Genomic DNA, 21,336 nt, shown 5'->3' with positions numbered 1-21,336 from the left:
ATAACCATACGTATTTAATAAATTTGCCTCCAGAGGATAAAATTAATTTTCACAATTAAAACATAGGGTCATAGGGACTTCAATATAACTTAAATCATTAACAATATAATAAGTGGGGAGTAAAAAATCAGAATTGCGTAAAAACACACACAAATAAAACCATTTTTTATATAAAGCCAGCTATAAGTAACAACTTTATCTTCAGCAATTAAAAATAAAGCAAGATGCACATATCATATTTGAGCTCATCACAAGCTAAAGCAAACATTTAATTAACCATTGATAATACCGACCATTCTCTAACGTTATTTTATAATATCTTTTTGTTGTCAAAAAATGGCTATAAATTATATATTTTGCAGATGAGTTTTCTCTTTCATATTTAAGACAATCCGGGTTATTGCAGTACATTTATGAACTTCGGCTGGATAATGATGTGCCGAGGCGAGTCGGCCAGAGGCGATAAGCGACATTTTTCCGTAAGATATGCGCTTCTCTTTTTTGAAAGGGATACAAAGACAATAATACCAGGTAAGAAAATGCCTGGTTTACACCAGGCATTTCAGCAGACGAGAGCTATAGCGAAAATGCAAATAACGCTTTGACTTTTTTACCAAAAATCAGAACGGAATGTCGTCGTCAAAATCCATTGGCGGTTCGTTAGACGGCGCTGGCGCGGATTGCTGTGGACGCGACTGCGCGCCGCCGCTGAACTGGTTGCCGCCCTGCGGCTGCTGAGGTTGTTGTGGCTGACCCCAACCCCCCTGCTGCTGACCGCCTGCCGGCGCGCCGCCGCCCTGGCGACCACCCAGCATCTGCATCACGCCGCCGATCTGCGGAACGTTAATTTCAGTCGTATAGCGTTCCTGGCCACTCTGATCGGTCCACTTGCGGGTACGCAATTGACCTTCGATATACACCTGAGAACCTTTACGCAGATATTCGCCGGCCACTTCCGCCAGTTTGCCGAACATCACCACCCGGTGCCATTCAGTCTGCTCTTTCATTTCGCCGGTCTGCTTATCGCGCCAGGATTCAGAAGTAGCCAGCGTTAAGTTGGCGACAGCGCCGCCACTCGGCATATAGCGTACTTCCGGGTCCTGGCCCAGATTACCAACGAGAATCACCTTGTTTACGCCTCTGCTGGCCATAATTGAGTCTCCTGAATACGTTTCATAAATAGTGTAAACGCGTGAGTGTACCATTTCCACGTAGCATTTTAATAGCTGCGATGCAGGTTCCAGGTCACTCGCGCGAACCTCATATTGTTGCATACTTTAGCTGAAGATGCATTCCAATACTGTATATTCAAACAGGTTAAATTGTGTCATAATTAGCCGTTTCTGCCGTTTGTCCTTCAAACAAACCAGGCATCCGAGTCTCTACCGGGAAAGGTGAATGGATAAGATCGAAGTTCGGGGCGCCCGCACCCATAATCTCAAAAATATTAACCTCGTCATCCCCCGCGACAAACTGATTGTCGTGACCGGGCTTTCGGGTTCAGGCAAATCCTCACTGGCTTTCGACACTCTGTATGCCGAAGGGCAGCGTCGTTACGTTGAATCGCTCTCCGCTTACGCGCGGCAGTTTTTGTCGCTCATGGAAAAACCGGATGTCGACCATATTGAGGGGCTATCGCCCGCGATCTCAATTGAACAGAAATCGACATCGCACAACCCGCGCTCTACGGTGGGTACTATTACCGAGATCCACGACTACCTGCGCCTGCTGTTTGCCCGCGTGGGCGAGCCGCGTTGTCCGGATCATGACGTGCCGCTGGCGGCGCAAACCGTTAGCCAGATGGTCGATAACGTGCTGTCACAGCCGGAAGGCAAACGTCTGATGCTGCTCGCGCCGATTATTAAAGAGCGTAAAGGCGAACACACCAAAACGCTGGAAAATCTGGCAAGCCAGGGTTACATTCGCGCCCGTATTGACGGCGAAGTCTGCGATCTCTCCGATCCGCCGAAGCTGGAGCTACAAAAGAAACATACCATTGAGGTGGTGATCGATCGCTTCAAAGTTCGCAACGATCTTTCCCAACGCCTGGCGGAGTCGTTCGAAACGGCGCTGGAATTATCCGGCGGCACGGCGGTTGTTGCCGATATGGACGATGAGAAAGCGGAGGAGCTTCTGTTCTCCGCCAATTTTGCCTGTCCGATTTGCGGCTACAGTATGCGCGAACTGGAACCGCGTCTGTTCTCGTTCAACAACCCGGCAGGCGCCTGCCCGACCTGTGACGGGCTCGGCGTTCAGCAATATTTCGATCCGGACCGCGTGATCCAGAATCCCGACCTGTCGCTGGCAGGCGGCGCGATTAGTGGTTGGGATCGTCGCAATTTTTATTACTTTCAAATGCTCAAGTCGCTGGCGGAACACTATAAGTTCGACGTGGATGCGCCGTGGGCAAGCCTCAGCGCCAACGTACATAAAGTCGTGCTGTACGGTTCCGGCAAAGAGAACATTGAATTTAAATATATGAACGATCGCGGCGATACTTCCGTGCGCCGCCATCCGTTCGAAGGCGTGCTGCATAATATGGAGCGCCGTTATAAAGAGACGGAATCCAGCGCGGTGCGCGAAGAGCTGGCGAAGTTCATCAGTAATCGCCCCTGCGCCAGCTGTGAAGGAACGCGACTGAATCGCGAAGCGCGCCATGTATTTGTGGAAAATACGCCGCTGCCTGCTATTTCCGATATGAGCATTGGCCATGCGATGGATTTTTTCACTAATCTCAAGCTTTCCGGGCAACGAGCGAAAATCGCCGAAAAAGTGCTAAAAGAGATCGGCGATCGCCTCAAGTTTCTGGTGAACGTCGGCCTGAACTATCTCACGCTCTCCCGCTCGGCAGAGACGCTTTCCGGCGGCGAAGCCCAGCGTATTCGTCTGGCGAGCCAGATAGGCGCCGGGTTAGTCGGCGTGATGTATGTGCTGGATGAGCCGTCCATCGGTCTGCACCAGCGCGATAACGAACGGCTGCTGGGTACGCTGATTCATCTGCGCAATCTTGGCAATACCGTGATTGTGGTGGAACATGATGAAGACGCCATTCGCGCCGCCGACCATGTGATCGATATTGGCCCCGGCGCGGGCGTTCACGGCGGCGAGGTGGTGGCGGAAGGCCCGCTGGAAGCCATTATGGCGGTACCGGAATCGCTGACCGGCCAGTACATGAGCGGTAAACGCAAAATTGAAGTGCCGAAACAACGCGTGCCGGCAAATCCAGAAAAAGTGCTCAAACTCACCGGCGCGCGCGGCAACAACCTGAAAGATGTGACCCTTACGCTACCGGTAGGGCTGTTTACCTGTATCACCGGCGTCTCGGGTTCCGGTAAATCGACGCTGATTAACGACACGCTGTTCCCCATCGCCCAGCGTCAGTTAAACGGGGCGACTATCGCCGAACCGGCGCCGTATCGGGATATTCAGGGGCTGGAACATTTCGATAAAGTGATCGATATCGACCAGAGCCCAATCGGGCGCACCCCGCGTTCCAACCCGGCGACCTATACGGGCGTCTTTACCCCGGTTCGCGAGCTTTTTGCTGGCGTGCCGGAGTCTCGCTCGCGCGGCTACACGCCAGGGCGATTCAGCTTCAACGTGCGCGGCGGTCGCTGCGAAGCGTGCCAGGGCGATGGCGTCATTAAAGTCGAAATGCACTTTCTGCCGGATATTTACGTGCCGTGCGACCAGTGCAAAGGCAAGCGCTATAACCGGGAAACGCTGGAGATTAAGTACAAAGGCAAGACCATCCACGAAGTGCTGGATATGACCATTGAAGAAGCGCGTGAGTTCTTTGATGCGGTTCCGGCGCTGGCGCGTAAGCTGCAGACGCTGATGGACGTGGGGCTGACCTATATCCGTCTTGGTCAGTCGGCGACGACGCTTTCCGGCGGCGAGGCCCAGCGCGTGAAGCTGGCGCGCGAACTGTCGAAGCGCGGCACCGGGCAGACGCTGTATATTCTCGACGAGCCGACCACCGGCCTGCACTTTGCCGATATTCAGCAGTTGCTTGACGTTCTGCATCAGTTGCGCGATCAGGGCAACACCATCGTGGTGATCGAACACAACCTGGACGTCATTAAAACGGCGGACTGGATTGTCGACCTCGGCCCGGAAGGCGGCAGCGGCGGCGGCGAAATTCTCGTCTCCGGTACGCCGGAAACCGTGGCGGAGTGCGAGGCGTCGCATACCGCCCGCTTCCTTAAACCTATGCTCAAATAACCTTCACGCCGCTTTCCGATTCGCCGGGAAGCGGCATCATTTTTCCTCATCCCACCTCATTGTATCCGTGTTGAGCATTTGTGATTTGCGTGCCGCCTCGCTCTGACATGTGATAGCGCAAACGGTCTGTTATGGAAAACACCATGAAGTTGCCCTACGCAATCACACTACTGCTGTGCCTGTTTTTAGCCGCCTGTACGCTGCCTGACCGCTTTAGCGCCGTGGCTTTTCAACAACTGACGCTATTACAAACGCGCTCAACCCGCTTCCTGCAGGACGCGGCGCGAATACCGTGGCAAAAAGAGACACTGCTCAAGGATGACCGCGATATCCGCCAGACATTTTTTCAGGCTGAGCGGGTCGCCCGTCAAGGTGGGGATAAACACCGACTCGATAATCTGGCGCTGCTGAAAAATCACTATTTGCGTCTTTATACGCGGGTTATGCAACGTAAGCAACCACTTACTCACATCCAGGCAGAGAGATACCAACAGCAAAATAATCAGGTCTGGAAATTAGCTATACAGGGTGAGTGTCTGCATTGGGGCGCCCACTGCACTCAAGGAGATGAAAATGGCGTCTATTAACGAAATACATTACCTGATGACCACCGCCCGGGCCGAACACCCTGTAGCGTCCTCGGCGATTGCCGAGTTTATCCAGACGTATAAGCAGGCAAGAGAAGACAGCGACGACGCTATCCGCGAGTCCGCCGCGTTTATCGCCCGCGCGCTTCAGGAACATGCTCGCGGCTGGCTGGACGACGACGATATGATTATTCTGCTGGAAGGACAGCGGGACCTCGCCAGGCTACGCGCCAATAATGCGCAAATCGCCCTCGGCAGCCGTATCCGGTCTACGGTCATCCGCCTCATTGATATCGCCCTGGCGTTGTTGGTCGGCGCGCTATAATCAGGACTGCGGCAACTGCTTGCGTTTATCTTCCGACAGCGCATTTACCGCCTGTTGATAAGAGGCATCGACCAGATAATAGAGTTGTGAATCCGGCAGCGAGCCGTCCAGATAGACCGTGCTCCAGTGCGCTTTATTAAGGTGCCGACTCGGTCGTACATCGCTGTGCTGCTGACGTAACAACTCTGCCAGTTCCGGGCTGGTTTTGAGAGAGGCTGCCGGGCGTCCTTCAACTTCTTTTACCATCGCGAAAAGTACATCTTCCACTTTAATTTGCGTCGCTTTCCAGTCGCTGTGGACGCTCTGCTCTGCGCCAGGTTTTGCCATGCAGTATTGCAGTAATTCCGAAATGGTCATTATCATTCCCCTTGTAGTGTCGCGATGATTTTACGTGGACCGCCGTGAATACGGTGCTCTCCCAACCAGATACCTTGCCATGTTCCTAACTGTAAACGCCCCTGGCGTACAGGCAGCAGCAACGAGACGCCCAATACTGACGACTTAATATGCGAAGGCATGTCATCCGCGCCTTCGTAGTCATGTTCATACGCCGCATTATCGGGAACGGTTTTCAGGAAATGGCGCTCCATATCAGCGCGCACGGTGAGATCGCAGTTTTCGTTTAGCGTCAGCGAGGCCGAGGTATGTAGCAACAACAGATGCAGCAAACCCGTTTCGACAGGCGGTAAGCCAGACAATTTATCGATAATTTCATCTGTTATCAGATGAAACCCGCGCGGCTTCTCGCTCAATGTAATGGTGCGCTGATACCACATAGGCTGCTCCTTCCTAAAAACAAACGTCTCCTGAATAGTGTGCAGCAAGTCTGGAAAAGGTAAAAGCCAGCGGGGCAAGTTTGTGCAAAAATCATGCAAAAAAGGAGAGCCTGACGCTCTCCTGATTTTTAGTACTCCGAGTTGACAATGACTTCCTCGCCAAACGCTCCTGCCTGCGGCAGCGGTTTGTAGGTGGAGTTAGCCGCGCGCAGGATGCGAATACCGCGGATACCACAATCACGAACCGCGGTAATATCGTTATCCGAATCGCCGTAGAAGATACGCATGTTCTTCTCCTGCAGCCACTGTACTTTCGTATTTTGTTCCGGTTTATCGCCGGCGAAAATCACCGGATTCATATTCGCCGCCGGAATATGGAAGTTATCCGCCAGCGTTTTCGACACGGTTTCCGTTTTCGTCTGACTACGACCAGTGACAAAGTAAATACTGTCGCCACGGCGAACATGCATATCAATGAGCTGTCGGGCCACTTCTTTTGGAATACTGAACTCATCCCAGCCGTTGTTCATTTTTTCCCAAAAGGCCGGATTTTTCAGATAATCGTCGCTGTCCGGGGAATAGGTTTTCTTTCCGCGCCAGAATCCGGGGCTGGAAAATAACACGGTGTCGTCAATATCAAAGCCGACCGCCATCGGCGGGCGTCCGGTGAGGCTGTTTTCAATCTGGGCGACAGAGACCCAATGGACAGGCGCTTGTTCCGCGAGTTTTGCAACATTAGTGCCCGGATTGAGTGTCGAAGGGGAGGATACTAACGCATTCGCGGAATGGTTTAGCGTAAACAACAAACAGACGGCACTCAGCGCCAGGGTTATTTTTTTCATGGTTTTCCCTTAAAATTCAAAATATTATAATTATTAAGATGAGTCTTTGCTCAAAAAACTATCTGACCATAACGCCAGTAACGGTCAAAAGGAAGGATTATCTGCGGTTTTGTTACGAAAAAAGAGGATGATCACAACAGCTATTGTCAGGCCGGAGGGCACTGTTATCGCCGTCCGGCCTGAATATTACATGACAGCGGCAAATGCCTTCGCCACGCGGTGTACATTTGAAGCATTAAGCCCGGCGACACACATGCGGCCACTGGCAATCAGGTAAACGCCAAACTCATCGCGCAACCGCTCGACCTGCTCCGCGCTTAACCCGGTATAGCTGAACATACCGCGCTGCTGTAACAAGTAATCAAAGTTGCGGTCAGGCATCTCCGCCTTCAGCTCCTTCACCAGCGTCTGGCGCATCGATATAATGCGGTTACGCATCGCGTCGACTTCCGCCAGCCAGCCCGCTTTTAACGCCTCATCGCCCAGGACCGTAGCGACCACCTGAGCGCCGAAACACGGCGGACTGGAGTAAATTCGGCGCACCGTCGCTTTTAGCTGTCCCAGAACCCGCGCGGCGATTTCAGCATCTTCACACACCACGGACAGGCCGCCGACGCGCTCGCCGTACAGCGAGAAAATCTTCGAAAAAGAATTACTGACTAACGCAGGTAACCCGGCGCTGGCAATGGCGCGAATAGCGTAAGCATCCTCGTCCATGCCTGCGCCAAACCCCTGATAGGCAATATCAAGGAACGGAATCAGATCGCGCGCTTTCACTATTTCAATCACCGCATCCCATTGCGAAGGCGTTAAATCCGCCCCGGTCGGGTTGTGACAACAGGGGTGCAGCAGCACGATACTGCGCGCAGGTAACGTATTCAGCGTGGCCAGCAGATCGTTAAAACGGATGCCGTTAGTCGCGTCGTCATACCAGGGGTAAGTACTCACTTCGAATCCTGCCCCGGCAAATATCGCAATATGGTTTTCCCAGGTGGGGTCGCTCACCCATACGCCTGCGTCGGGGAAATAACGCTTCAGGAAATCCGCGCCTACTTTCAGCGCGCCGGAGCCGCCTAATGTCTGGATAGTGGCCACGCGCTGTTGCTGAAGAACCGGGTGATCGGCGCCAAAGAGCAAAGGCGCGATAGTATGGCGATAAGTATTGAGTCCTTCCATCGGCAGGTACAGCGAAGCGCCATGCGGCTGCGCGTTAAGCCGGGCTTCGGCTTCGGCCACCGTTTTGAGCTGTGGGATAATCCCGTCTTCGTTGTAATACAGGCCAATGCTCAGATTTACTTTGTCGTGACGGGAGTCGTCTTTAAAACGCTCCATCAGTGAAAGAATCGGATCGCCGGCATAGGCGTCAACTTTTTGAAACACGCGATGGTTCTCCAGGTTTACAGAGGGCAGGAAATAACACAATAAACCGGAAGGACGAGAAGATCGAGAGGATGTTGTGGTGGATGCGCATATTACCGGATAGCGGCGTGAACGTCTTATCCGGCCTACAGCCAATGCGCGATACAAGCCGGATAAGCGCAGGCGCCACCCGGCCCGCCGCGTATTTAATCAATATACTTCATCGCCACCCTTGAGGTCAGGCGCGTGATAAGTTCGTAAGCACTTACTTTTGTCATTTCAGCGATACGTTCAACCGGCAGACCTTCACCCCATAAGACCACCGGATCGCCCGCGTTATCCTGCGCGTTTGGCCCCAAATCTACGCAAATCATATCCATCGCCACCCGCCCGACAATCGGAACTTCACGACCATTGACCAGTACTGGCGTACCGGAAGGCGCCGCTCGTGGGTAGCCATCGCCATAACCCATCGCCACCACGCCCAGGCGCGTGTCGCGCTCACTCACCCATGTCCCGCCGTAGCCCACCGGTTCGCCCGCTTTGTGGTCACGCACCGCGATCAAACTGGAGGTTAAGGACATCACCGGCTGAAAACCAAAATCCGGCCCCCAGGGTTTGTGCTCCAGCGGCGATACGCCATACAAAATGATGCCCGGACGCGCCCAGTCAAAGTGAGACTGCGGCCACAGCAGGATACCGCCAGACGCGGCAATAGAGCGCTGACCGGGTTTACCCTGACAGAAGGCATTAAAAATGTCGAGCTGATGTTCGGTAGCGCCGCATTCCGGCTCATCCGCACGGGCAAAATGGCTGACGATATTCACCGGCTGGCGTACATTTTTACAGTGCGTCAGACGCTGGTAGAACGCCTCCGCCTCTTCGGGACGCACGCCGAGACGATGCATACCGGTATCCAGTTTCATCCAGACCGTTACCGGCTCCGCCAGCTCCACCGCCTCCAGGGCGGCAAGCTGCTCTTGATTATGTACGGCAGTATGCAGACATTGCGCGGAAATGGTCGGCAGATCGGCGGCGTCGAAAAAACCCTCCAGCAGCAGGATAGGCTGCGTGATCCCGCCCGCTCGCAGACGTAGAGCCTCTTCAAGACGCGCCACGCCAAAAGCGTCAGCATCAGGGAGCGTTCGCGCGGTCTCCAGAAGACCGTGTCCATAAGCGTTCGCTTTCACCACCGCAACCAGCTTACTGGCAGGCGCCAGTTCACGCAGACGTTGCAGGTTGTGTCGCAGAGCGCGGCGGTTAATGACGACTGTTGCCGCTTGCATTTGAATTCCTTGTTAACAGAATGACGGAGAGTTACTCATCATCGTATTGCGGTCCCGCATAGTTATCGAAGCGCGACCACTGACCATTGAACGTCAGACGAACCGTACCGATAGGACCGTTACGCTGCTTACCAATAATAATTTCAGCAATGCCTTTTAAGTCGCTGTTCTCGTGATAAACCTCATCACGGTAGATAAACATAATTAAGTCGGCATCCTGTTCAATAGAGCCGGATTCACGCAGGTCGGAGTTCACCGGACGTTTATCCGCGCGTTGCTCCAGGGAGCGGTTAAGCTGCGATAGCGCCACGACCGGCACCTGGAGTTCCTTCGCCAGCGCTTTCAACGAGCGAGAAATTTCGGCGATTTCCAGAGTACGGTTATCAGAAAGCGACGGCACACGCATCAATTGCAGGTAGTCGATCATAATCAGACTTAACCCGCCATGTTCGCGGAAAATACGCCGCGCGCGCGAACGGACTTCTGTCGGCGTAAGACCTGAGGAGTCGTCAATATACATATTGCGTTTCTCCAGCAGAATACCCATCGTGCCGGAGATTCGCGCCCAGTCTTCATCATCGAGTTGACCGGTACGAATACGTGTCTGATCGACGCGGGACAGCGAGGCCAGCATACGCATCATGATCTGTTCGCCGGGCATCTCCAGGCTGAAGATCAGTACCGGTTTATCCTGCAACATCGCCGCATTTTCGCAGAGGTTCATCGCAAAAGTGGTTTTACCCATGGAGGGACGCGCCGCGACGATAATCAAATCCGAACGCTGTAACCCTGCCGTCTTTTTATTGAGATCCTGATAGCCGGTATCCACGCCTGTAACGCCATCGTGCGGTTGCTGGAACAACTGCTCAATACGCGCCACGGTAGCGTCGAGGATCTGGTCGATGCTTTTCGGACCTTCGTCTTTGTTGGCCCGGTTTTCCGCGATCTGGAAGACGCGCGACTCCGCCAGATCCAGCAGTTCGTCGCTATTGCGCCCCTGTGGATCGTAACCGGCGTCCGCAATTTCATGCGCCACCGCGATCATATCGCGGACCACGGCGCGTTCGCGCACAATGTCCGCATAAGCACTGATGTTCGCCGCGCTTGGCGTGTTTTTAGACAGTTCCGCCAGATAGGCGAAACCGCCGACGCTGTCCAGTTGGCCCTGCCGCTCCAGCGATTCCGCGAGCGTGATCAGGTCAATAGGACTGCCGCTTTCCTGCAAGCGCCCCATCTCCGTAAAGATATGGCGATGCGGACGGGTATAGAAATCTTCCGCCACCACGCGCTCGGCCACATCGTCCCAGCGCTCGTTATCCAGCATTAAACCGCCCAACACCGACTGTTCCGCTTCAATCGAGTGCGGCGGCACTTTTATCCCGGCAACCTGCGGATCGCGGTCGCGGGCATCAGTCTGTGGTTTGTTGAAGGGTTTATTTCCTGCCATAGTGAATGGAGTTACCGAGATAGTGATTGGGTCGAAAGATTACCACATTTCTTTTGGAGGAAGCATGGCAACGCGTATTGAATTTCACAAGCATGGTGGTCCGGAAGTGCTTCAGACCGTGGAGTTTACGCCAACGGAACCGGCGGAACACGAAATCCAGGTTGAGAACAAAGCCATTGGTATCAACTTCATCGACACCTATATCCGTAGCGGACTCTATCCGCCCCCGTCGTTGCCTGCGGGCCTGGGAACCGAAGCTGCGGGTGTGGTCAGTAAAGTCGGCAACGGCGTGGAGCACATTCGCGTCGGCGATCGCGTCGTCTACGCGCAGTCAACGCTCGGCGCTTACAGTTCCGTCCATAACGTCACCGCAGATAAAGCCGCGATTTTGCCTGACGCCATTTCTTTCGAACAGGCGGCAGCCTCTTTTCTCAAGGGATTGACCGTTTTTTACCTGTTGCGCAAAACCTATGAAGTGAAACCCGACGAACCCTTCCTGTTTCATGCCGCTGCGGGCGGCGTCGGTCTGATCGCCTGCCAATGGGCGAAAGCGCTGGGCGCGAAGCTTATCGGTACCGTCGGTAGCGCGCAAAAAGCGCAGCGGGCGCTGGACGCCGGCGCCTGGCAGGTGATTAATTACCGTGAGGAGAGCATTGTCGAACGGGTAAAAGAGATCACCGGCGGCAAAAAAGTCCGCGTGGTCTATGACTCCGTGGGGAAAGATACCTGGGAAGCCTCACTGGACTGCCTGCAACGTCGGGGACTGATGGTCAGTTTCGGCAATGCGTCCGGCCCCGTCACTGGCGTGAATTTAGGTATTCTGAATCAGAAAGGTTCCCTGTATGCCACGCGACCTTCACTACAGGGGTATATTACGACGCGTGAAGAACTGACCGAAGCCAGCAATGAATTGTTCTCATTGATCGCCAGCGGCGTGATTAAAGTTGATGTGGCTGAAAATCAACGCTATGCGTTAAAAGATGCCCGTCGCGCGCATGAAGTGCTGGAAAGCCGGGCCACACAGGGCTCAAGCCTGCTGATTCCGTAATAGCTCTGCAAAGAAATTGGGCTTCCACCCGGGAAGCCCTTTCTTTTTTTGTTCGGCTGTATGTAGGGTACAGCGCGATGAATTCGTTACCTGCGCAATCATGACAGATTTAATAATCGATTCCTATTTGCTTGTGAGGGCAAAGTTCCAGGTTGTGACGAACCGCTCAATACCTTAGTAAAACCGACGGTTATTGCGCTGATACTGTGGGATTTTTGGCGTTTTTACTGCTTTGATCACCCACACCACAGCCACCGCCAGCAGTAGCCACGGTAACAGCTTGATCATCAGGGCGAACATTCCACCCAGGAACATGATGGCAGTCGCTACAACCAGCGCGGCCAGAATGCCCAGCAAGGAGACGCCCGTCACCATTAACATCAGAAAAAAGCCAAGCACAAAAAGTAGTTCCAGCATAGTCGCTCCCCATAAAGATGGCATTGCCCGGCGGCACGGCGCTTACCGGGTCTGGTCAGGTAAGCTATTACAAAAATCATGCCAATATTTATGTTTTTGATATATAAAGAAAACGCCCTGCAAGACTGCACAGAGCGTGGTGAGATTGACTAATTTTTGGCGAACTTTTAACGCTTGTCTGCTACCAGTTTTAGCGCCTGCTCCAGTACAGCAACATCCGCGCCAGCTTTATGGGCGTTTTCGCTCAGATAGCGACGCCACTGTCGCGCGCCGGGAATGCCCTGGAACAACCCCAGCATATGGCGAGTGATATGCCCCAGATACGCTCCCTGGCTCAATTCACGCTCAATATAGGGATACATCGCGCGAACCACCGCAACCGGGTCGGCATCGGTGGTATCGGCGCCAAAAATCTCCCGATCCACCGCGGCCAGTATACCCGGATTCTGATAAGCTTCGCGGCCAACCATGACGCCATCCATATGGCGCAGGTGCTCCTTCGCCTCTTCCAGCGATTTGATGCCGCCGTTAATGGACATGGTCAGGTGCGGAAAATCCCGCTTTAGCTGGTATACGCGCGGGTAATCCAGCGGCGGGATCTCACGATTTTCTTTCGGGCTTAAGCCAGAAAGCCAGGCTTTGCGCGCATGGATAATAAACATCTCGCATTCGCCCCGACCGGAAACCGTATCGATGAAATCACACAGAAACGCATAACTGTCCTGATCGTCAATACCAATGCGGGTTTTTACCGTTACCGGAATCGAGACGACATCACGCATGGCTTTAACACAATCGGCGACCAGTTGCGCATTGCCCATCAAACAGGCGCCAAACATACCATTTTGCACACGATCGGAGGGGCACCCCACGTTGAGGTTAATTTCATCGTAGCCACGCGCTTCCGCCAGCTTTGCACAATGCGCAAGCTGAGCCGGATCGCTTCCACCAAGCTGTAGAGCGACCGGATGCTCTTCTTCGCTATAAGCCAGATAGTCACCCTTACCGTGAATAATCGCGCCCGTGGTCACCATTTCGGTGTAGAGCAGCGTCTGGCGAGACAGCAAACGCAGGAAATAGCGGCAATGTCTGTCCGTCCAGTCGAGCATAGGCGCGATGGAGAAGCGATAAGCAGGGAAAGCGGAGGACTGGGTTTCAGGCTGCATGGCGAATAAATAAGCATCCGGTTAAAAAAGGGGCGTTACTATAGCATAACGCTAAACCGGAGGCGTAGCGCCTCCGGTGAAAGCACCTCAGAATGTCATCGTAAGCTGCGCGCCTGCCCCCCAGGTTTCATCTTCGCCGTACAGTCCCATTAAATCGAGATGCACACGGTTAAAGGGCGCAAAGCCAAGACCGCCGGTAACCACATTGCTATCGTTATTTTTCACATCCGCACGATACCCTGCGCGCACCGCCAGCCATGATAACGGTCGAACTTCAGCGCCGACGCCAACGTACTGTGAATTGTCTTCGCTCTTAAAGCCTTTCGTTTCCGTCAGATCGCCATCGGCGCTTACGGTCAGCAAATCGTTATGCCATGCGACGCCCGCGGTAACCAGGGGGCGGATTTGGTATGTATCTTTGTAGTTGGTGGTTTCTCCCGTCATACCATTAGTGATGTAAATATCTTTCGTATCGATATCGCGAGATACCAGATTTTGCCCGCTCAGCCCCAACGTCCAGTTTTCACCGATATCGGCAGCAAGCCCCGCATCAATGTTAAAACCCGTATCGTCATTGCGATAACGGCTGCTATTCCAGTCGCTACTGTCGTAGTTATAAATTGAGGTGGTGTAGTTATAGAGCCAGGTTTTTTGCAGTTTTGGCGTAACGCCAATGGAAACAGGCACCTCGCCCACCACAAACTGCTTCGCCAGTGCAATACCGTAGTCAGACACAATCGCTACCCGCCCCGACGCGGTAGAGTTTAAATGCTTTGTAATTTCGTCAGACCCCAGCAAAGCAGCGCGTCCTGCTTCACGAAGCGCGACACGTTCATCATGCTGGATATCGCGCAGATACTGAATATCGTTCTGATCAATGGACGAACTCACGCGCCCATGCGCATAACCTTTGGCGATAAACGCCACGGAAAGCGTTTGCCCTGGAATACTTACCGCCAACCCGGCGCCGGCATTGGCGCGGGCGGTTTTTCCGTTGAGATATTCCAGCTCATCGGCCAGGTCGCGCGCGGCGCCCTGAAATTGATTCAGCACGCCTCGCGGATTGAGCAGAATTTGCCCCAGAGTAAGGTTATCGACGACCTCATCGTAGTAATCCACTTTATCGCTGATATCGTCAATTTCATCCTGGAGATTGTCTTTATCCGTAATCTGGACGCCGACCGCAGGAAGGACAACAGTGATATTGTCTTCCGGTTTGGCTTTTGCCAGTAACGCCGGATTTAATAGTACTCCGCTGCCATAATTCGCGGACGCAACGCCCGTCCCGCCCATTGCGTCATTACGCGCTTCCGTCCAGGTATTGGCGGCGCTCGCCTGCTTTGCCATAAAAAGCGAGACCGCGATAGCAATCAGTGAAAGTTTGACGTTTTTGTTCACAGTTAGCCCATCTTATTATCAGGTGAAGTAATTCCTCCGCCACGCTTTACCGGACAGAGGCGAACTATTGCTGTGAAATAGTGATGTTAAATCCTGTTGTTATAATATCGACCCTCATTATGTATAGATGAGAATACTGGCGCGGAAAAGCTTAGCAGGCGATATATTGTCGCGGGGTAATTTCAGAGTTTTAAGCAGCTCGTGGTAAAGTAACGGATTAGACTTTCATGCCATTCGAGGTGCTACATGGAAAAGACCACAACGCAAGAGTTACTGGCGCAAGCTGAAAAACTCTGCGCGCAGCGCAACGTGCGCCTGACGCCTCAGCGCCTCGAAGTGCTGCGCCTGATGAGTCTGCAACAGGGTGCCATCAGCGCATACGATTTGCTCGATTTGCTGCGCGAAACGGAACCACAGGCCAAACCGCCCACCATTTACCGCGCGCTGGATTTTTTGCTCGAACAGGGTTTTGTCCATAAAGTGGAATCCACCAATAGTTATGTGGTTTGCCACCTGTTCAACCAGCCGACGCACAGCTCGGCCATGTTTATCTGCGATCGTTGCGGCGTGGTGAAGGAAGAGTGTGCCGAGGGCGTGGAAGACATCATGCATACGCTGGCGGCTAAAATGGGATTTGCGCTACAACATAACGTTATTGAGGCGCACGGTCTGTGCCCTGCGTGCGTAGAAGTGGAAGCGTGTCGCCATCCGGGCGACTGTGGTCACGATCACTCGGTGCTGGTGAAGAAAAAACCGCGTTAGCCTGAACGGAAAACGGGCGGCAGTAGAGAGGGGCACGCCCGCATTCATAAGCAAACAGTGGGAAGCACATCCATGTACTCCTGGTAGGGGAAAACATATTACCAGCGATAGTTGTTACGGGTTTCCCAGTCAACAACCTCTTTTTCCGCCTGATCTTTCTGGTAACCGTAACGCTCCTGGATTTTACCTACCAGTTGGTCGCGTTTACCTTCGATAACGGTCATATCGTCATCGGTCAGTTTGCCCCATTGTTCTTTCATTTTACCTTTAAACTGTTTCCAGTTACCGCCGGCTTCGTCTTTATTCATCATCTTGTCCTCATCATTCGGTTAGGAATAGCAGGTGTTATTCGCCCAAATGCACTGCAATTTCTGCTGGACGTGATAATAATTGTAGGCAGGAATTCGGCCTTCGGTTTTATATTCAGAATTTTTAACCGTCACGATCTGGCAAACCATGTACCCTCGCGCCAGTGACGACGCCAGATAAGGCTCAACGACAGACCGCGAAGCGCCAGGAACACGGTTAATGCCAGCCATAAACCATGATTTCCTAATACCGGCAGGGCGAAGAGCGTCAGCGCGAATCCTCCCGCGGCGACAGCCATGCTATTGCGCATTTCGGCAGCGCGCGTCGCGCCAATAAACATACCGTCGAGCAGATAGCACCATACGCCCACCAGCGGTAATACCACCTGCCAGATAAGATACCGATCCGCCAGTAGCTGTATTTGCGGCAATGAGGTCAGTAACGCGACAATATGTTCGCCTGCCAGGGCATAGACTGTGGAAAACAACAAGGCCACAATTCCTGACTGACGACACGCCGCTCGCCAGACGTCCAGTAGCTTGCTACCGTCACGCGCGCCGTAAGCCTGACCGGAGTGCGCCTCCACCGCATAAGCAAAACCGTCCAGCGCATAGGCCGTAAAGGTGAGTAAGGTCATCAGGACTGCATTTACCGCGATAATATCGCTGCCCAGCCGCGCGCCTGACACCGTGATTGCGCCAAAACAAAGCTGAAGGAGCAATGAGCGCAGCATGATATCGCGATTGAGCGCCAAAAGGCGGCGCACGTTGCCGCGCCAGGCCTGTTTTAGCATATCCAGCGACACACCGCGGAGATGGAGAACTTTACGTACCATCATGAGGCCGATCAGTAACGTGACATATTCTGCGATGACCGTCGCCAGGGCAGCACCCTGCACGTTCATATGAAGCCCCATCACCAGCCACAGGTCGAGCGCGATATTGAGGATATTGCCCACGACCAACAAGATAACCGGCGCCCGCGCATACTGAACGCCTAACAGCCAACCGAGCAGCACCAGATTCGCCAGTGACGCGGGAGCGCTTAGCCAACGAATTTCAAGGAAGCGTCTCGCTTGCACCAGGACAGCGTCGTTCCCGCCGACAATATGTAAAGCCAGCTCGATAAGCGGCGTGCGAAATAGCACAATCATCACGCCAGCGCCCAGCGCCAGTAATAACGGTTGAATGAGCGCCCGGGCTAACGCCTGCGGATTTTTGGCGCCAAATGCCTGCGCCGTTAGGCCGGTGGTGCTCATACGTAGAAATAGCAGCAGCATGAAAAGAAAGCTGGTGGCAGTCGCGCCCACCGCCACGCCGCCCAGGAAAACCGGGCTGTCCAGATGACCAATCACCGCCGTATCGACCAGCCCCAGCAAGGGGACGGTGATGTTAGAAAAAATCATCGGCAGCGCGAGATGCCAGAGAGCTTTATCAGAGGAGGTAAAAAGCGGCATGGAGAAAAGCCTGACAAGGAGTTAAACGAAACGAGCGCATTGCCGGATGGCAACGTAACGCCTTATCCGGCCTACAAATTAATCATCTCAGGAACTGCATTCCCGTAGGCCTGCTAAGCGCAGCGCCATCAGGCTGCACGATTGCCGGATGACGGCTTACAAGGAGATTAAAACGAGATTACAACCATTCCCCGTTGCGAATGACGCCTACCGCCAGCCCTTCAATCGTAAAGCTTTGTTCGCGCAGATCCACCACTATCGGTGTAAACTCGCTGTTTTCCGGCAGCAGCTCCACTTTATTGCCCTGCTTTTTCAGGCGTTTTACTGTCACTTCATCGTCAATGCGAGCGACAACCACCTGGCCATTACGGACGTCCTGCGTTTTATGTACCGCCAGCAAATCCCCATCCATAATACCGATATCTTTCATCGACATACCGCTCACGCGCAGCAGGAAATCGGCGCTGGGTTTGAACAGCGAAGGATCGACCTGGTAATGGCCTTCAATATGCTGCTGCGCCAGAAGCGGTTCACCCGCCGCGACACGCCCGACAAGCGGTAATCCGTCCTCTTCTTCCTGTAACAGACGGATACCTCGCGATGCGCCGGAAACGATTTCAAGCACCCCTTTGCGCGCCAGCGCTTTAAGGTGTTCTTCCGCAGCGTTTGGGGAACGGAACCCCAAACGCTGCGCGATTTCCGCACGCGTCGGTGGCATACCTGTCTGGCTGATGTGATCCCGGATGAGATCAAACACCTCTTGTTGCCTGGCCGTTAACGCTTTCATTCCGCCCCCTGGGTGTATATACAGTCATGCTGTGAGTATATACAGTTAAAGGTGATTTTGGAACCACAAACGGCGCAAAAAACAAGAGATTTATAAAATTTGGAACCTTTATCGAAAATGTGACCATAACAGGATGCCCCAGGTCATCAGGGCAACGAAAATAGACAGTAGCACCGCAGCCGATCCCATATCTTTCGCACGGCCGGAAAGCTCATGGTATTCAGAACCGATGCGGTCAACGACCGCTTCAATAGCGCTGTTGAGGATTTCAACAATCATGATAAGTAAAACGGAACCTATCAATAACACACGGGTAATCGCATCCACATCCAGCCAGCAGGCGATGATGACGCCCAGCAATACCGCGATACTTTCCTGGCGAAACGCCGCTTCGTGAGTCCATGCGGCGCGAAATCCTTTCCAGGAATATCCTGCCGCTTTGATAATTCTGGTGAATCCAGTGGTATTATTGGCCATCAAAAGAACCTTTTTACATTATTAACGTCAATGACATTATACGGTTGCCCTGCACGATTCGGACTGCCGTAACGCAGCGCGAAGTATGACGGGATACAACAGAAATTCGCTAAACTTTCTGATATCCTTGCACCGCATTTGCATTATTAACCAGAGGCTTTACATCGTTTATGTCCGGCTGGCCACGAATTTACTACAAATTACTGAATTTACCATTAAGCATACTGGTAAAAAGCAAGTCTATTCCGGCGGAACCCGCCCAGGAATTGGGGCTCGATACTTCTCGCCCCATTATGTATGTCTTGCCATACAACTCAAAAGCGGACTTACTGACGCTGCGGGCGCAATGTCTGGCGCACGATCTCCCGGATCCGCTGGAGCCGCTGGAGATCGACGGCGCGCTGTTGCCACGCTATGTATTTATTCACGGCGGACCGCGTGTCTTTACCTATTACACGCCAAAAGAAGAGTCGGTGAAACTTTTTCACGATTATCTCGATCTGCATCGGAGTAATCCGGCTTTGGACGTGCAGATGGTGCCCGTTTCCGTGATGTTTGGCCGCGCGCCGGGTCGTGAAAAGGGAGAAGATAACCCGCCTTTACGTATGCTGAACGGCGTACAGAAATTCTTTGCCATCTCCTGGCTGGGTCGCGATAGCTTTGTCCGATTCTCGCCGTCCGTCTCATTGCGTCGCATGGCTGATGAACACGGCACCGATAAAATCATCGCGCAGAAGCTGGCTCGCGTGGCGCGTATGCACTTTGCTCGCCAGCGCCTGGCGGCGGTTGGCCCACGCCTGCCCGCCCGTCAGGATCTGTTTAACAAACTGCTGGCCTCGAAAGCGATCGCCCGCGCGGTAGAAGACGAAGCGCGCAGTAAGAAAATCTCTCATGAAAAAGCGCAGCAAAACGCCATTGCGCTGATGGAAGAGATCGCGGCGAACTTCTCTTACGAGATGATTCGTTTGACCGACAGGATTTTGGGGTTTACCTGGAACCGACTGTACCAGGGGATTAACGTGCATAACGCCGAGCGCGTACGCCAACTGGCGCACGACGGGCATGAAATCGTCTATGTGCCCTGTCACCGCAGCCATATGGACTATTTGCTCCTTTCTTATGTGCTGTACCATCAGGGACTGGTTCCGCCGCACATTGCCGCAGGCATTAACCTTAATTTCTGGCCCGCTGGCCCGATTTTCCGTCGTCTGGGCGCGTTCTTTATTCGTCGCACCTTTAAGGGGAATAAACTCTATTCCACCGTCTTTCGCGAATACCTGGGCGAGCTGTTCAGCCGCGGTTACTCGGTTGAGTATTTTGTCGAAGGAGGACGTTCGCGTACCGGACGTTTGTTAGACCCGAAAACCGGCACCCTGTCGATGACTATCCAGGCGATGCTGCGCGGCGGTACCCGTCCAATTACGTTAGTGCCTATTTACATCGGCTATGAGCACGTCATGGAAGTGGGCACCTATGCGAAAGAACTGCGCGGCGCGACAAAAGAGAAAGAGAGCCTGCCGCAGATGCTGAAAGGCTTGAGCAAGCTGCGCAATCTGGGTCAGGGCTACGTTAACTTTGGCGAACCGATGCCGCTCATGACGTACCTGAACCAGCATGTGCCGGAGTGGCGCGAATCTATCGACCCTATAGAGGCCATACGCCCAGCCTGGCTGACGCCGACGGTAAATAGTATCGCCGCCGATCTGATGGTGCGTATTAACAACGCTGGCGCGGCAAACGCGATGAACCTGTGTTGTACCGCGCTGTTAGCGTCGCGTCAGCGCTCGCTCACCCGCGAGCAGCTCACCGAGCAGCTTGATTGCTATCTCGATCTGATGCGCAATGTCCCTTATTCCACAGACTCAACCGTTCCTGCCGCCAGCGCTGGCGAGCTCATCGCTCACGCGCTGCAGATGAATAAGTTTGAGGTCGAGAAAGACACCATTGGCGATATCATCATTCTGCCGCGCGAGCAGGCGGTGTTGATGACCTACTATCGTAACAATATCGCGCATATGTTGATTATGCCTTCGCTGATGGCGGCGATTATCACCCAGCATCGTCGCATTTCGCGTGATGCGTTGCAGCAGCATGTTGAAGCGCTCTATCCGATGTTAAAAGCGGAGCTGTTCCTGCGCTGGGAGCGCGAGGAGTTAGCCTCGGTCATTGACGCGCTGGCCAGTGAAATGCAGCGTCAGGGGCTAATTACCCTGCAGGATGATGAACTGCATATCAACCCGACGCATTCCCGTACGCTGCAACTGCTGGCGGCAGGCGCGCGCGAAACGCTACAGCGTTATGCCATTACGTTCTGGCTGTTGAGCGCCAATCCGTCCATCAACCGCAGTACGCTGGAGAAAGAAAGCCGTACCGTGGCGCAACGTCTGTCTGTCCTGCACGGTATTAACGCGCCGGAGTTTTTCGACAAAGCGGTGTTCAGTTCACTCGTGTTGACGCTACGGGATGAGGGTTATATCAGTGATACGGGCGATGCCGAACCGGCAGAAACGATGAAGATATATCAGATGCTTGCCGATCTGATTACCTCTGATGTCCGTCTGACGATTGAAAGCGCGACGCAGGGCGAGTAAGCCAGTGCCTGAAATGCCCGATGGCGTAAGCTTATCGGGCAACTGATATGACGTATTGAAAATTTTGGCTTTGTAGGCC

Annotated in this window: 21 protein-coding genes; 6 read left to right on the top strand and 15 right to left on the bottom strand. The window is 53.4% G+C overall.

Annotated elements, in window-relative coordinates; translation table 11 throughout:
- Positions 1–620: 620 nt before the first annotated feature.
- Positions 621–1,151 (bottom strand): single-stranded DNA-binding protein SSB1, encoded by a 531-nt coding sequence (ssb1, locus tag ACQ29O_RS02510; protein WP_000168322.1) that lies wholly within the window; start codon positions 1,149–1,151, stop codon positions 621–623.
- Positions 1,152–1,398: 247 nt separating this feature from the next.
- On the opposite strand from ssb1, the gene uvrA reads away from it, so the two are divergent.
- From uvrA to ACQ29O_RS02495, 3 genes are all read left to right on the top strand, one after another.
- Complete coding sequence (gene uvrA, locus ACQ29O_RS02505; RefSeq protein WP_000357728.1) at positions 1,399–4,224, top strand: excinuclease ABC subunit UvrA; 2,826 nt, start codon at positions 1,399–1,401, stop codon at positions 4,222–4,224.
- Positions 4,225–4,355: 131 nt separating this feature from the next.
- Positions 4,356–4,811 (top strand): hypothetical protein, encoded by a 456-nt coding sequence (locus ACQ29O_RS02500; RefSeq protein ID WP_000432198.1) that lies wholly within the window; start codon positions 4,356–4,358, stop codon positions 4,809–4,811.
- A complete protein-coding gene (locus ACQ29O_RS02495; protein ID WP_000146599.1) occupies positions 4,798–5,136 on the top strand; it encodes a membrane protein in 339 nt (112 codons plus the stop codon). The genes ACQ29O_RS02500 and ACQ29O_RS02495 overlap by 14 nt, the downstream gene beginning before the upstream one ends.
- Here ACQ29O_RS02495 and ACQ29O_RS02490 read toward each other — a convergent pair whose 3' ends face one another.
- The 6 genes from ACQ29O_RS02490 to dnaB all read right to left on the bottom strand — a co-directional run bounded on the left by ACQ29O_RS02490 (position 5,137) and on the right by dnaB (position 10,846).
- Complete coding sequence (locus ACQ29O_RS02490; protein ID WP_000155666.1) at positions 5,137–5,493, bottom strand: MmcQ/YjbR family DNA-binding protein; 357 nt, start codon at positions 5,491–5,493, stop codon at positions 5,137–5,139.
- A 2-nt stretch (positions 5,494–5,495) separates the two neighbouring features.
- Entirely contained in the window at positions 5,496–5,912 is a 417-nt protein-coding gene (locus ACQ29O_RS02485; RefSeq protein WP_000270389.1) for a secondary thiamine-phosphate synthase enzyme YjbQ, read from the bottom strand.
- A gap of 128 nt (positions 5,913–6,040) precedes the next feature.
- Entirely contained in the window at positions 6,041–6,754 is a 714-nt protein-coding gene (gene aphA / locus ACQ29O_RS02480; protein WP_020937292.1) for an acid phosphatase AphA, read from the bottom strand.
- 186 nt (positions 6,755–6,940) lie between these two features.
- A complete protein-coding gene (tyrB, locus tag ACQ29O_RS02475; protein WP_000486908.1) occupies positions 6,941–8,134 on the bottom strand; it encodes an aromatic amino acid transaminase in 1,194 nt (397 codons plus the stop codon).
- Between the two features lie 185 nt (positions 8,135–8,319).
- Positions 8,320–9,399 (bottom strand): alanine racemase, encoded by a 1,080-nt coding sequence (gene alr / locus ACQ29O_RS02470; protein WP_001147297.1) that lies wholly within the window; start codon positions 9,397–9,399, stop codon positions 8,320–8,322.
- 31 nt (positions 9,400–9,430) lie between these two features.
- Positions 9,431–10,846 carry a replicative DNA helicase gene (gene dnaB, locus ACQ29O_RS02465; RefSeq protein WP_000918353.1) on the bottom strand — a complete coding sequence of 472 codons (1,416 nt, stop codon included), beginning with the start codon at positions 10,844–10,846 and terminating at the stop codon, positions 9,431–9,433.
- A gap of 64 nt (positions 10,847–10,910) precedes the next feature.
- Between dnaB and ACQ29O_RS02460 the strand changes: the two genes are divergently transcribed.
- Positions 10,911–11,894, top strand: coding sequence for a quinone oxidoreductase (locus tag ACQ29O_RS02460; protein ID WP_000235559.1), 984 nt, complete (start codon positions 10,911–10,913; stop codon positions 11,892–11,894).
- 174 nt (positions 11,895–12,068) lie between these two features.
- On the opposite strand, the gene pspG is transcribed toward ACQ29O_RS02460, so the two are convergent.
- From pspG to ACQ29O_RS02445, 3 genes are all read right to left on the bottom strand, one after another.
- The gene (pspG, locus tag ACQ29O_RS02455) at positions 12,069–12,311 is read right to left on the bottom strand and encodes an envelope stress response protein PspG (protein WP_000891412.1); all 243 of its coding nucleotides are present in this window, start codon (positions 12,309–12,311) and stop codon (positions 12,069–12,071) included.
- A 167-nt stretch (positions 12,312–12,478) separates the two neighbouring features.
- Positions 12,479–13,477 carry a tRNA dihydrouridine(20/20a) synthase DusA gene (gene dusA, locus ACQ29O_RS02450; protein ID WP_001182227.1) on the bottom strand — a complete coding sequence of 333 codons (999 nt, stop codon included), beginning with the start codon at positions 13,475–13,477 and terminating at the stop codon, positions 12,479–12,481.
- 87 nt (positions 13,478–13,564) lie between these two features.
- A complete protein-coding gene (locus ACQ29O_RS02445) occupies positions 13,565–14,875 on the bottom strand; it encodes a conjugal transfer protein TraF (protein WP_001039337.1) in 1,311 nt (436 codons plus the stop codon).
- 246 nt (positions 14,876–15,121) lie between these two features.
- Between ACQ29O_RS02445 and zur the strand changes: the two genes are divergently transcribed.
- Complete coding sequence (gene zur / locus ACQ29O_RS02440; RefSeq protein WP_020937290.1) at positions 15,122–15,637, top strand: zinc uptake transcriptional repressor Zur; 516 nt, start codon at positions 15,122–15,124, stop codon at positions 15,635–15,637.
- Positions 15,638–15,735: 98 nt separating this feature from the next.
- On the opposite strand, the gene ACQ29O_RS02435 is transcribed toward zur, so the two are convergent.
- The 5 genes from ACQ29O_RS02435 to ACQ29O_RS02415 form a co-directional block, all read right to left on the bottom strand.
- On the bottom strand, positions 15,736–15,945 hold the full coding sequence (locus ACQ29O_RS02435; protein ID WP_001030592.1) for a CsbD family protein: 210 nt from the start codon (positions 15,943–15,945) through the stop codon (positions 15,736–15,738).
- A gap of 21 nt (positions 15,946–15,966) precedes the next feature.
- The gene (locus tag ACQ29O_RS02430) at positions 15,967–16,080 is read right to left on the bottom strand and encodes a hypothetical protein (RefSeq protein WP_001575282.1); all 114 of its coding nucleotides are present in this window, start codon (positions 16,078–16,080) and stop codon (positions 15,967–15,969) included.
- Positions 16,077–17,402, bottom strand: a complete 1,326-nt coding sequence (gene dinF / locus ACQ29O_RS02425) for an MATE family efflux transporter DinF (RefSeq protein ID WP_001128103.1) — start codon at positions 17,400–17,402, stop codon at positions 16,077–16,079. Before dinF ends, ACQ29O_RS02430 begins: the two co-directional genes overlap by 4 nt.
- A gap of 178 nt (positions 17,403–17,580) precedes the next feature.
- On the bottom strand, positions 17,581–18,189 hold the full coding sequence (gene lexA / locus ACQ29O_RS02420; protein WP_000646079.1) for a transcriptional repressor LexA: 609 nt from the start codon (positions 18,187–18,189) through the stop codon (positions 17,581–17,583).
- A gap of 108 nt (positions 18,190–18,297) precedes the next feature.
- The gene (locus ACQ29O_RS02415; RefSeq protein ID WP_000002900.1) at positions 18,298–18,666 is read right to left on the bottom strand and encodes a diacylglycerol kinase; all 369 of its coding nucleotides are present in this window, start codon (positions 18,664–18,666) and stop codon (positions 18,298–18,300) included.
- Positions 18,667–18,836: 170 nt separating this feature from the next.
- On the opposite strand from ACQ29O_RS02415, the gene plsB reads away from it, so the two are divergent.
- Positions 18,837–21,257 carry a glycerol-3-phosphate 1-O-acyltransferase PlsB gene (plsB, locus tag ACQ29O_RS02410; RefSeq protein ID WP_000017360.1) on the top strand — a complete coding sequence of 807 codons (2,421 nt, stop codon included), beginning with the start codon at positions 18,837–18,839 and terminating at the stop codon, positions 21,255–21,257.
- Positions 21,258–21,336 lie beyond the last annotated feature (79 nt).

This window comes from Salmonella sp. GDC200615 (genome assembly GCF_050574145.1).
Taxonomy (GTDB): domain Bacteria; phylum Pseudomonadota; class Gammaproteobacteria; order Enterobacterales; family Enterobacteriaceae; genus Salmonella; species Salmonella enterica.
The sequence above is the reverse complement of the archived record's forward strand: the minus strand, read 5'-3'. Positions and strand labels throughout refer to the sequence as shown.